Here is a 12,414-nt window from a genome sequence, read left to right on the forward strand (position 1 = left end):
TAAACCGGATTCGAGATCAGGACTCGGTATAGAATGACCTCTGAACAGATAATTAGGCGTTCCGACATATTGAATACCCAGGTGATTACCCGCGACAACGGTAAGCGGCTAGGCATCGTCAGTCAAGTCTGGGTTGATATTGATCAAAGAGAGGTTGTGGCTCTTGGTTTGCGAGACAGCCTGATCTCTATTTCGGGCATACCGCGCTATATGTACCTCAACAACATCAGCCAGATTGGCGATGTCATCCTGGTTGATAACGAGGACGTACTTGAAGATATTGAAATTGAAGTTTACGGCGACCTGATTAACTGGGAAGTAATTACAGAAACAGGTGAAGTATTAGGCAAGGTGCGGGGCTTCAAGTTTAATGGCGAAACTGGCAAGATTTACTCCATAGTGATTGCTTCTTTTGGACTACCACAAATTCCCGACCAAGTGCTGAGTACTTACGAACTCTCAGTAGACGAAATCGTTAGCACTGGGCCCAAAAGGCTGATAGTGTTTGAGGGAGCCGAAGAACGGGTAAACCAGTTGACAGTCGGTTTTCTAGAGCGTCTAGGTATTGGCAAACCCCCGTGGGAGCGCGATGCAGAAGAAGAATACGGTTATACTACCCCTCGCGCAGTTGCACCATCCAATCAACTACCCAGCGGAGTGCCATTGCAGCCACCCAGACCAAAAGTTCGCGCTCCCGAACCCGTAGCGCGGGAAGAAGAATGGACTGAAGACTATGTAGAAGAAGAAATACCGCAGCGTCAGGTAATGAAAGCGCGGCAATACGAATCTATCCAATACGAAGAAGACGAGGAAGAAGATAATTGGAGTGAGGCAACGGGTAGGGATAAGTATCAACAACCGCCAAGATATGAATCTCAACCCTACAGCAAGCCATACACCGAAGATTACGACAATTATGATGATGTCGAGGGCGATGCTTGGGAAGATGGGCCAAAGCCAGTGAATATTCCCAAGAAAGTCAAAGAAAGACAGCCTGAATACGAAGAAGAAGGCGGATATTAAGCTAATCCCACCCCCAACCCTCTCCTCGCTTGCCTACGGTGTACACACAAGTCTTTTAGAGTTGCCCCACAGGCTTTTGATCCCCCAACCCCCCTTCAAAAGGGGGGCAAAAACCTCTCAAAGTCCCCCTTTTTAAGGGGGATTTAGGAGGATCTACAACGATTTTGGTTTTGTATAGAGATGTGTGTACACCGTAGCCTCGCTTGCGGGGAGGGGGCTTTTTATGTAGGAGATATATTAAGTAGCCATACGTACTAAATATTAGTAATAAAAATTTAGTCATTAGGTCAGAAGCTTGACTAGCTTTTGATAATTTAGCTAGTGGTCTGTCCCATTAATTTTGATGGTCATACGTGTTTGTAGTAAGTTAGCGCGGTCTTCTCTACGAAATCCTACGTGTTGGCGGAGCCTCTCGTAGAGAAGGGGGTTTCCTATGAGCAACTAACTTTCCCCTTGGGTAAGGACTTTAGTCCTTGATTTTTTCAGCACTTTCGTTGGCTGTTATTAGATCCCCGACTTCTTAAAGAAGTCGGGGATCTAATAACCTAGCACAATTAATGCGATAGACCACTAGCATCTGAGCAACTTGCATACATTTTCTGTCCATACAGATTTATTTAATACCTATGCAGCAATTTTTGTACCGCTAAATTCCGAAGAAAAACTAGAACAATTTTCAAGTTTCCAGTCAGTAATTCCTGATAACAAATGACTAATGACTAATGACTAATGACTAAAAAGCAAAAATTCCCTTACCTCGTTGGCTCTAAGTGGACAGCACAGCAAAAAGTTGATGGTTGGCGACACTTCCAAGTCGTTAACCGTAAAAATCAGAGTAAGTGGGTGTATGCCGAAATGGTTGCTGCTTGTGACCCTAAAGTCCGCTTTTGGATCAACGCAAAATTATTACAAGATAACTCTCAGTGGCAAGCTGGCTGGCAAACATTACAGGAAATAGAACAAATAGAAGGCGGCGTTTCCTGATTACCTGAACTGGTGCAAACCAAAGATTGTAATAAATTTAGACAATATTTTGTAATTTAATCATTGTTTACAAATTAGCGATCGCTAGCTCACAATCAGCAATTAAATGATCTTGGCACCTCACTTAAACCTGCCAATTTACCTGCTATGGGAAATGGCAGCAGTATTTTCAGTATAGGCATACGTATAACTCTCTTCGTCTTGACTTCCATGCCCTAATTTGCTGAAATTACCATGTATAACAATCAGTTAATTCGATGAAAACCATTCAAAAAAGCCAACTACAGATTTTTTGTATTTTGTAACTTTATTTATAAAAGCAAACAATAAAAACTTTTGATTGTCTGTTTTTAAAGCTATGTATCTTTTTGACGATGTTATAAATCGAATAACACCTGATTAAGCTACAATTCAGCATATAAGACAGCTTTACATCTTAAGAGCTACTTTATTTTCCATCGGATTTGGACAATAATGACACTCACGAGACCTAACGCATCGCCATCTGAGGCTAGGCGAAGGCAAATGTTTAAGTCACGAGTTTGACAAGAAACTATAAGAGGCAAACGACAGTGAAACTAGCAGTTTACGGAAAAGGTGGTATTGGTAAATCCACAACTAGCTGTAACATATCCGTCGCCCTAGCCAAACGCGGCAAGAAAGTATTGCAAATTGGCTGCGACCCAAAACACGACAGCACCTTCACCCTTACTGGGTTTTTGATTCCTACAATTATCGACACCCTCCAGGAAAAAGACTACCACTACGAAGATGTCTGGCCAGAAGATGTGATTTACAAAGGCTACGGTGGTGTTGATTGCGTCGAAGCTGGAGGCCCGCCTGCTGGTGCTGGATGCGGTGGCTACGTAGTCGGCGAAACCGTAAAATTACTTAAAGAACTCAACGCCTTTGATGAGTACGACGTCATTCTGTTTGACGTTCTGGGCGACGTAGTTTGCGGGGGATTTGCAGCACCACTCAACTATGCAGATTACTGCTTGATTGTTACCGACAACGGCTTTGATGCTTTGTTTGCTGCCAATCGCATTGCGGCTTCAGTACGCGAGAAAGCCCGGACTCACCCACTGCGTCTAGCTGGGTTAATTGGCAACCGCACCTCCAAGCGCGACTTAATTGAAAAATATATAGAAGCTGTGCCAATGCCAGTTCTAGAAGTTTTACCTTTGATTGAAGATATCCGCGTTTCTCGTGTAAAGGGTAAAACTTTGTTTGAGATGGCTGAGTCTGATCCTTCTCTGAACTACGTTTGCGACTACTATCTCAATATCGCCGACCAAATTTTAGCGCGTCCCGAAGGTGTTGTGCCTAACGATGCTCCAGACCGCGAATTGTTCTCTTTGTTGTCCGATTTTTATCTAAATCCGGGTAAACCCCAGGTTCCTAATTCAGAAGAGGAACTAGACTTGATGATTGTATAAATCACCAAGCTCTCAGGATGGGGGACAATAATATGGCTTTCTTTCACAGCTTTACAGATTCAATAAAGCAAAAGTGGTTGCAATTTTTCCAGACAAATCGTGACTGGATTACCCTGCACATGGAAGTGGAATCAGTGTACACCCCTGATGGAGGGAAGCGACCACCTTCTTACCTCATCCTGGGAGTTGTTAACGCCCTAGAACCCAAGCTAGCCCAGTTAATGCTGCCCTTTGCCAAACTCAATCCTGACGCTGATACCCTGATTGAGGTGCTGGATTTGCATTTTGACCCAGATATCGCTCTTGGTCATCGTATCCTTCCCAAAGCAGAACCAGAGAAATACCAAGATTATTCAGCGATGATCATGGATGACAGTCCTGAAGATGAAACCTTGGCACATCCTCATACAAATGGCTTTGAGTCGTTGGCGGTAGCTCAAGGGTTAATGGCGGTGGATTCTGCTCATCAAATGCTGGGAGTAAGCAAGTCGAAGGAAGCCCAAAATGAGCTTGGCGATATTTCGTTATCCAACGGACACAATTTGGAAGACGAATCTCGCCAGACAGCAAGTTTAGAAGCAGATGATTTTGGGGGTATTACCTTCGATACTGCAACTGCAACACAAGTAAAGCTGGATGACGACCAGACAATTGAGGATCTCAATCCAATAGACGAGAATGCGTTTAGAGACGTGTTGTCAGATGTCTGGGGTGATGAGACAGCACTACTGCAAAAGAGTGAAGAGAATAACGATTTATTAGGGGAAGAACTGCCAGCTGGCGTTTTTGACGAATCAGAAATTGCCCGTCTCTTCCCCAACACTTAATTACTGCCGTTCCTGTTGAATTTAGGGGAAAAATTTAGTTAGGAGTTAGTAAAAACTCATAACATCCCCTAATTTCACCTGCCTTGTACGCTTTAAATATCACGGGGAGAAAAACCAAAATGACTGTCACTCAACAACCAGAAGCTTTAAACTTTGAGTGTGAAACTGGGAATTACCATACCTTTTGCCCCATTAGCTGCGTGGCGTGGTTATACCAAAAGATTGAAGATAGCTTCTTTTTGGTGATTGGGACAAAAACTTGTGGCTACTTCCTGCAAAACGCGATGGGGGTGATGATTTTCGCTGAACCCCGTTATGCAATGGCAGAGTTGGAAGAGGGGGATATTTCAGCACAGCTGAATGATTATGAAGAGTTAAAGCGGTTGTGTTTGCAGATTAAACGCGATCGCAATCCTAGCGTAATTGTCTGGATTGGCACTTGCACTACCGAAATCATCAAAACAGACTTGGAAGGCTTAGCACCCAAGCTAGAAGGCGAAATCGGCATTCCCATCGTCGTGGCTCGTGCTAACGGTCTAGATTACGCTTTCACTCAAGGAGAAGACACCGTATTAGCCGCAATGGCTAATCGTTGTCCCGATAAGTCTCCTGTGGCGGAAACAGACAAAAACGAACGTAACGCCATTCAAAAGCTGCTCAACTTCGGTAAGAAGAAAGAAGATGTCGCTCAAGAAGAATCTGAGTATGTAGATCACCCACCGCTGGTTCTCTTCGGCTCCCTTCCCGATCCCGTTGTCACTCAGTTAACCCTAGAACTGAAGAAGCAAGGCGTCAAAGTTTCCGGCTGGCTACCCGCGAAGCGCTTCACTGAACTGCCAGTACTGGAAGAAGGATATTACGTCTCTGGTGTCAACCCCTTCCTCAGCCGCACTGCTACCACCTTAATGCGTCGCCGCAAGTGTAAACTTATTGGTTCACCCTTCCCCATTGGCCCCGATGGTACCCGCGCTTGGATTGAGAAAATCTGCTCCGTATTCGGCATTACTCCCACAGGTTTGGATGAACGGGAAGCACAAATCTGGGAAGGCTTGGAAGAGTACGTCAAACTGATTCGCGGTAAGTCTGTTTTCTTCATGGGTGATAACTTGCTAGAAGTCTCCTTAGCACGGTTCTTGGTGCGCTGTGGCATGACAGTTCAAGAAATCGGCATCCCCTACATGGATAAGCGCTATCAAGCGGCAGAGTTGGCATTCCTGGAGAAAACCTGCCACGAAATGGGTTCACTCCTTCCAAAGATTGTTGAGAAGCCAGATAATTACAACCAGCTTCAGCGGATTTATGACCTTAAACCAGACTTGGTAATTACTGGTATGGCTCACGCTAACCCACTGGAAGCACGCGGTATTAATACTAAGTGGTCTGTGGAGTTCACTTTTGCTCAAATTCACGGCTTTACCAATGCGCGTGACGTTTTGGAATTGGTGACACGTCCGCTACGTCGGAATAACAATTTGAAAGATTTGGGTTGGGATAAGTTGGTGCGGGAAGAAGCGAAGATTTAGGGTTTGGGTTTCAATCGAGCAACACCATAACACCATGTTAGTAGGGGCGAACTTTGGTTCGCCTTTTTTTTACGAACCGCAAAGGCGCAAAGGACGCTGAGTAAGAGGAAAAATTAGGATAATCAAAAATGCTAAAATTTGTATATTAGTCTTAGTTTTTTACTTCTTAACTTAATGGAAATTACAAAATTGTCTCCTCAAGGACAAGTAATTATTCCCCAATCTTTGCGGGAAGCTCATCAATGGGAAGTAGGTCAAGAATTTATTATTATTGATATGGGTGATGGAATTCTTTTAAAGCCTAAAAAACCTTTTCTAGAAACTACTTTAGAGGTTGTAGCAGGTTGCTTAAAATATCAAGGAAAACCCAAAACTCTTGAGGATATGGATAATGCAATTCGCCAAGGTGTAGAGGAATCGTGGCATGATTGCGGTTGATACAAATATAATTGTTAGATTTTTGACTCAAGATGATGAATTACAGTTCCAAAAGAGCAGAGAAATTTTCCAGACTCAAGATATTTTTATTGCAGATACGGTAATCCTTGAGACTGAGTGGGTGTTAAGGTTAGCATACAAATTTAAACCACATGAGATATGTACAGCTTTGAGAAACCTATTTGGCTTACCCAATATTTACCTGACTAATCCTAGCTTAATAGCTCAATTAATCCAGTGGTATGAAAATGGCTTAGATTTTGCTGATGCTTTTCATCTAGCTCAAAGTCAGCACTGTTCTGAGTTTTATACATTTGATGAAAAGTTTATCAAAAGAGCCAAGGGACTAACGCAGTACGAAGTTCAAAAGCCCTTGGCTTAGGTAGGAATAAATTACAATAATCGACCAATTTTAAAACTAGAAATGTTCAAGAGTTGGTAATTTTTCCACTACGTCGAAATAATAATTTGAAAGATTAAGGATTCGGGTTTTAATCGAGCAACACCATAACACTATATTAAGGTCAAACTTTCGAGTTCGCCTCTTTTTTACGAACCGCAAAGGACGCAAAGGACGTGAAGCAATTTCAGTCTCAACTAGATACCTGCAAGTCTAAAGGCTGAGACGGAATTATGTACATCAATTCTGCACCTTCTGGTTTCGTTTCTTTAGATGGAGTTAACTTCAGCCAGTCATGGAAGCTGATTCCTAGTTGGGATATTGCTTGTACCTCTGTCTGATATGCTTCAAAACGGCGATTGGTTTCAATAATAGCTTCAACTTTCTCCAATGCATTATCTAATACTATTTCTTCTTCTTTTTTAGATGTTACCCGTAATAATACTTCTTCTAGGAAATTTACGTGCAATACTGGAGATGCTTTTATTAGTAATGCTTTACTGAAATAGCCTAAGTAACTAAATATTCCGGTAATCACACCATTGACAGTGATATAAGAAGCAGAAAGTAACAGAGGGTAGTTTTTGTAAAACTTTTCCTGTTCTTCGTCATTAAGATAAGAAAACACTTTATCAAAATATTTGTTAACGCAGCTACTAAGAAACTCTGTACCTTGTTGCAGACAAAGACGTGCAGTTTCGATTTCTTCCAATTCCAAGTAGCAACTAGATCTAGCTACGTAGGTTAAGAATAAGGAGAATAAATATTCATCAGCTACTTGAATATCTTCTTCTAGCGATGTATCGAAGTAGGCAGTATAAGTATGTTGAGCTTCTAAAAATCGGTTAATGGCTAAGTTCGCCATATTAACACGATTTTCAGGTTTAGACATTGTAAAAGCATCACGCGCTAAATCAAGAGCAGCACGAAAATTAGCATAGACAGAAAGGTCAAATTTACGATTCAGTTTCTTGACATCTTCTTGCACAAGTTTAAGGCGCTGTTCAATCTCTCCTAAGCGTTTGATTACAATAGCAAAACCTATTACTGAAATACCCAGATTAAGAATACTTGCCGTTGAACCAAATTGAGAAAGTATTGTTGATGCTTGAGTTATATGAGGTACTGTTTCCCGTAACATAGCAACTATCTGCTTTGTCCGAAAATCACGAATAACACCTCCAACACGTTCGTATGCTTTAGTTTTCAAGCCTTCATTAATCCAATCAGGAATTGAAAATGTTGCTGTAATTGTTTCCATAATCCTCTCCTATCGCTTCTATGCAGGAAATACTCGCGCTTTACTTAGTATTCCCAATTAGAGTTGTAGTTTTTCTAATAAAGTGCGATCACTATTTTTTAACTAACCTCAGAAAACATAAAGGAAAAAGAGGGCGATCGCTCAAACGTTACATCAGTCAGATACAGTTACAATAGGATGGTAAAGATAGGAGTAAATATGAATTATGCTTAGTGGAATTAAACAAAAGGCTATTGTATGAAAAAATGGCAAGATTGAACTTTCAGCAACAGAACTACCAGAAGGAACTGTTGTAGAAGTCATCGTACTAGTTGAACCACTAAATGAAGAAGATGAAACTACCTATCTTCTGAAATCAAAAACTAACAAAAAACATCTGCTTAAAGCTTTGGAGAGTGTAGAAAAAAAAACCTAATTTATGTTGATTTAGATGAATATGAAAAAAGCTGCCTTTGAACCAGAAGCTTTTGAACAACTAGGTCAGTGGGCGGCAGAAGATAAAAAGATTTTCAAAAAAATATTGGAACTCATTAGAGATATACAAAGAGATAGCTTTGCAGGGATAGGAAGCCTGAGCCATTAAAATATGAATTACAAGGTTACTGGTCAAGGCGTATTACAAATGAACATAGATTAGTTTACAAAGTGGAAGAAGATTTATTGATTATTTTGTCTTGTAAATATCATTATGATCAATAAAAATATTGAGGTAAGATATTCTTTTAATTGAGGCGATCGCTCTTTTTTAAGAAATTGCAGAGAATACAGAGGGCGATGTCTGGCGACAAACCGTTCTACGTCTATGCACACCAGTACTTCTGCAAAGTCGCGCTTACAATTAAGAGGTAAAAGACAAGCTGGTAAAAAATGGCTGAAATTGTCACCCTTCAACTTCCTGAAACACTGGCACAAAAAGCAAAGGAAATTGCTGCTTTCACACATCGGCGACTTGAAGATGTGTTATTAGAATGGATTGACCGCGCTATTAGCGAACTACCTCTGGAGTCATTACCCGATGAGCAGGTTTTGGCTATGTGCGATATGCAGATGGAAACTCAGCAACAAGAGGTTTTCAGTGATCTGTTAGCGCGTCATCGAGAAGGACAGCTTAATGATGTAGAAGTTCGTCAACTAGATCAACTCATGCAGATCTACCGACGTGGTTTGGTAAGTAAAGCGAGAGCCTTAAAAGTGGCTGTTGAACGTGGTTTGAAACCTGCTATTAATTAACAGCAATGGCTCGTTTTTATATTCCTGTAGAGATAGAACGTTGTGTCCGCGCTGCTGCTCAAAACTGCTGTGGTTATTGCTTGAGTCCTCAACGTTTAGTGATGGCACGTTTGGAAATTGAACACATTATCCCTATCTCCAAAGGTGGTAGCAATGATGAATCGAACTTGTGGCTAGCTTGTCCGCTTTAGTAATAGCTACAAAAGCGATAAAACTACAGGAGTTGATCCAGAAACAAGCGAAACAGTAAGTTTGTTTAATCCTCGTACCCAAGTCTGGTTTGAGCATTTTTGCTGGACTGAAGATGGTCTATGCATTGTTGGCAAAACACCTATTGGTAGGGCAACTGTTGTATCTCTACGTTTGAGTGATGATCCTGATGCTTTGGAAGTTCGCAGTTATTGGGTACTTGCGGATTGGCATCCTCCAGAAGATTGAAGAGTATAGTTACTTAGTGTAGGCGATCGCTCTTTTTTAACGAACCGCAGAGTAAACGGAGCGATCGCCTCAACGTGATATCAGCCAGATAAAATTACATAAAGTGTGCAATGCTCACTCTATGGAAATAAAATAACACCTAAACCTACCAGGGGCCAGATATAGCAAAGGTAATTCCTGGTGTCTGCATATTCACAAACATGATTCGTCCATCGGCTGAAAAACAAACCCCGGTCAACTCATTTGAGTTCAACGCATTACGAGCAAATTTATAGAGTGCGCCAGTCGGCGTAACTCCGACAATAAAGTCTGTTCCACCGCCATCTTCACAGAGGAACAAATCACCGTTGGGTGCAACGACAATGTTATCTGGGAAATCTAGAGTACCTGCATTGTTAGGTTGTATGTACAGCCGGAGTGTTTCGGTTGCAGGAGTGTAGCGCCAAATTTGGCCCAATCCAGCACTACCGCCATTAGTACAGGAAAAATACATATCTCCGTTGCCATAAAAGATACCTTCGCCACGAGAAAACTTGGCAGCTCCTAAATTAAAGCCCGTAACCCGTACTGTATCAGTAGAAGGATCGGGGTTAGTAATCTGAACCCAATCCACTGCAAAGGCTTGACCTACTGTAAAACCGGTTGTAGTATTTGCTTTTGGTCTAGAGGTAATTCTCAAAGCATATAGCCTACCACCTGCACTCAAGTTATTCCGTATGTTGGGCACGAAGCGATATAACAAGCCATCGCCCCTGTCTTCGGTCATATATACGTAGCCTGTGTTAGGGTCTACTGCGGCTGCTTCATGATTAAATCGACCCATTGCCACAAGGGGGACAGGCGTAACGAATCCAGTTGCACTACTAGGTACTTCAAATACATAGCCATGCTTTTTGTTACCAGTTTCAAAGCTTTCTTCGCAACTGAGCCAAGATCCCCAAGGTGTTCGGCCACCAGCGCAGTTGCGGTAAGTGCCTGCTAAAGAACCATAGTGCCTGATTAAAGTGCGGGTGGAACTGACTACTAAAGTTGTTGTACCACCTTTACCTTGAGTGTCGTATTTCTTAGAACTAGGTGCGCCAACGCTGGTACTTGATGCTGGGTTGAGTTCGTGGTTACGGATCAGAATTGTAGTGCCATTAGCTCCTGGAAAGGCGGCCATACCATCATGTCCACCTGGAACTCTGTAGCCGTCGGTCATTGTTTGTCCCGTCTCAGACAATCTCACATAAGAAAATCCGGTGGGCAAATCCAGAACACCGCGAGGATCAGATTGAAGAGAACCATAAGGGCCGGCTGCTAAAGTTCGCTCAGCGTAGAAAGCCTGCAATGGGGATAACATTAAAGCCCCGGCAGTTCCCGTGCCTGCTAGGGTAAAAAATTGACGCCTTGATAAGTTCATTCATCCTCCTTAATTTTGGAATAAAGTCTACCGACAACAGAATTAATCGATAGCCATTATGGAGAGGATTTAAGTGATTTGAGTTAAGGTAAAACTAAGATAATCTTATGAAACAAGGTTAAAATTTTTATTATTTAATAATCTATATTTTGTCGTTAATAAAAAATGAATATTTTTGTCGAAGGATAGTTTATCGTGTGATTAAAAGCTTAACCTGTCCTTTATTATTTTTAAACAAAAAAACTTAATTGCCAGAACATAGCATATTTAGCTGAATGCAGACCATTAGCTAAAATGTGGAAATTATCGACTAACAATTTTCACAACTTGTAGAAACTCATGTAGGACGGGTGTCATATCCTCTTGTCGCCACACCACAGCTGTTTCTATTAATGGTGTATTTTCTTCTAAAGAGCGATACACTACCTCAGATCTCTGAAGATTTTGCAAAGAAGACGGCACGATCGCAATCCCCATTTCTGCTGACACTAATCCAATGATTGTTTGCATTTGGATTGCTTCTTGAGCTACTTTTGGGCTGAAATTCCCTTGCTGGCAAAGGCTCACTATTTGATCGTAAAGTCCAGGACCTAAATGGCGGGGGAACATAATGAAATTTTCGTTTGAGAGCGATCGCATTAATATACGTTTTTGTTCAGCTAAAGGATGAGTTTCAAACATAGCCACAATTAGGGCTTCTTGCTGAATACACTCTTGATTAAGTGTGTTGTCTTCTAAAGGTGGATGAGCAAAGCCTACATGAATGTGGCCGTCCTTTAGTGCTTGCTCTTGCTGAGCCGTTGTTAATTCCTGCAACACTAACTCTACTTCTGGGAACTGTTCTCGAAACCGCCGCAAAATCACAGGAAGCAAATCGTAAGTTACCAAGCTGGTAAACCCGATTCGTAATTGTCCCTTTTCACCCCGTCCAGTTCGTTGAGTTAGCTCAATTGCCTTTTCTAGTTGAGCTAAAAGTTGATAAGCCTCCTGCAAAAATACTTGTCCAGCTTCCGTTAGCTGTACCTGTCGTTTAGTTTTGCGGTGAAACAGTTCTACCCCCAGTTCCGCTTCTAGTTGCTGAATTTGCTGGCTTAAGGGTGGTTGAGCAATGTGTAATCGCTCTGCGGCTCTACTGAAGTGGAGTTCCTCAGCGACAGCGATAAAGTAGCGCAAGTGTCGCAATTCCATTTTTTTTTGATATTTTATAAGTCTTAATTTCTAATAAATATATATTGGACATCTGAAAATTGGCTGCTTATGATACTCATACACAGATTTCAGAAGTAGTCAGAGTTATGCCGGAGAAGTATACTCCAGCTTATTCAAGCAATGCGACGACTTTTATCGCAAAAGGAAGGAAATAAAGATGTCGGAGAATTTGAGAAGCCAAGTAGTGACGCAAGGAGTGCAGCGATCGCCCAATAGAGCAATGCTGCGTGCAGTTGGTTT

The 12,414-nt window shown here is 41.9% G+C and carries 13 protein-coding genes and 1 pseudogene; 11 read left to right on the plus strand and 3 right to left on the minus strand.

Annotation, left to right across the window (positions count from 1 at the left end; translation table 11 throughout):
* Positions 1-33: 33 nt before the first annotated feature.
* The 7 genes from HCR01_RS31285 to HCR01_RS31315 all read left to right on the plus strand — a co-directional run bounded on the left by HCR01_RS31285 (position 34) and on the right by HCR01_RS31315 (position 6,616).
* Complete coding sequence (locus HCR01_RS31285; protein ID WP_193199896.1) at positions 34-1,023, plus strand: PRC-barrel domain-containing protein; 990 nt, start codon at positions 34-36, stop codon at positions 1,021-1,023.
* Positions 1,024-1,752: 729 nt separating this feature from the next.
* Positions 1,753-2,007: a TIGR02450 family Trp-rich protein gene (locus HCR01_RS31290; RefSeq protein ID WP_162399732.1), complete on the plus strand. Its 255-nt coding sequence runs from the start codon at positions 1,753-1,755 to the stop codon at positions 2,005-2,007.
* A 572-nt stretch (positions 2,008-2,579) separates the two neighbouring features.
* On the plus strand, positions 2,580-3,446 hold the full coding sequence (bchL, locus tag HCR01_RS31295) for a ferredoxin:protochlorophyllide reductase (ATP-dependent) iron-sulfur ATP-binding protein (protein WP_320073221.1): 867 nt from the start codon (positions 2,580-2,582) through the stop codon (positions 3,444-3,446).
* Between the two features lie 32 nt (positions 3,447-3,478).
* Entirely contained in the window at positions 3,479-4,273 is a 795-nt protein-coding gene (locus tag HCR01_RS31300; protein ID WP_193199897.1) for a DUF5331 domain-containing protein, read from the plus strand.
* A gap of 119 nt (positions 4,274-4,392) precedes the next feature.
* Positions 4,393-5,796: a ferredoxin:protochlorophyllide reductase (ATP-dependent) subunit N gene (locus HCR01_RS31305; protein WP_193199898.1), complete on the plus strand. Its 1,404-nt coding sequence runs from the start codon at positions 4,393-4,395 to the stop codon at positions 5,794-5,796.
* A 174-nt stretch (positions 5,797-5,970) separates the two neighbouring features.
* Entirely contained in the window at positions 5,971-6,234 is a 264-nt protein-coding gene (locus HCR01_RS31310; RefSeq protein ID WP_193199899.1) for an AbrB/MazE/SpoVT family DNA-binding domain-containing protein, read from the plus strand.
* Positions 6,221-6,616 carry a type II toxin-antitoxin system VapC family toxin gene (locus HCR01_RS31315; protein ID WP_193199900.1) on the plus strand — a complete coding sequence of 132 codons (396 nt, stop codon included), beginning with the start codon at positions 6,221-6,223 and terminating at the stop codon, positions 6,614-6,616. The genes HCR01_RS31310 and HCR01_RS31315 overlap by 14 nt, the downstream gene beginning before the upstream one ends.
* 211 nt (positions 6,617-6,827) lie before the next feature.
* Here HCR01_RS31315 and HCR01_RS31320 read toward each other — a convergent pair whose 3' ends face one another.
* Positions 6,828-7,895: a hypothetical protein gene (locus tag HCR01_RS31320; RefSeq protein WP_193199901.1), complete on the minus strand. Its 1,068-nt coding sequence runs from the start codon at positions 7,893-7,895 to the stop codon at positions 6,828-6,830.
* A gap of 436 nt (positions 7,896-8,331) precedes the next feature.
* On the opposite strand from HCR01_RS31320, the pseudogene HCR01_RS31325 reads away from it, so the two are divergent.
* The 4 genes and pseudogenes from HCR01_RS31325 to HCR01_RS39290 all read left to right on the plus strand — a co-directional run bounded on the left by HCR01_RS31325 (position 8,332) and on the right by HCR01_RS39290 (position 9,563).
* Positions 8,332-8,594 (plus strand): annotated as a pseudogene (locus HCR01_RS31325) (Txe/YoeB family addiction module toxin).
* Positions 8,595-8,762: 168 nt separating this feature from the next.
* The gene (locus HCR01_RS31330; protein ID WP_193199902.1) at positions 8,763-9,125 is read left to right on the plus strand and encodes a hypothetical protein; all 363 of its coding nucleotides are present in this window, start codon (positions 8,763-8,765) and stop codon (positions 9,123-9,125) included.
* 5 nt (positions 9,126-9,130) lie between these two features.
* A complete protein-coding gene (locus tag HCR01_RS39285; protein ID WP_226889774.1) occupies positions 9,131-9,316 on the plus strand; it encodes an HNH endonuclease in 186 nt (61 codons plus the stop codon).
* Positions 9,317-9,377: 61 nt separating this feature from the next.
* Entirely contained in the window at positions 9,378-9,563 is a 186-nt protein-coding gene (locus HCR01_RS39290) for a hypothetical protein (protein WP_226889775.1), read from the plus strand.
* Between the two features lie 145 nt (positions 9,564-9,708).
* Here HCR01_RS39290 and HCR01_RS31340 read toward each other — a convergent pair whose 3' ends face one another.
* The gene (locus HCR01_RS31340; RefSeq protein WP_193199903.1) at positions 9,709-10,965 is read right to left on the minus strand and encodes an alkaline phosphatase PhoX; all 1,257 of its coding nucleotides are present in this window, start codon (positions 10,963-10,965) and stop codon (positions 9,709-9,711) included.
* A 303-nt stretch (positions 10,966-11,268) separates the two neighbouring features.
* Positions 11,269-12,153 (minus strand): LysR family transcriptional regulator, encoded by an 885-nt coding sequence (locus tag HCR01_RS31345; protein ID WP_193199904.1) that lies wholly within the window; start codon positions 12,151-12,153, stop codon positions 11,269-11,271.
* Positions 12,154-12,414: the final 261 nt, after the last annotated feature.

Source organism: Nostoc sp. MG11, from assembly GCF_014904695.1.
Lineage (GTDB): Bacteria > Cyanobacteriota > Cyanobacteriia > Cyanobacteriales > Nostocaceae > Komarekiella.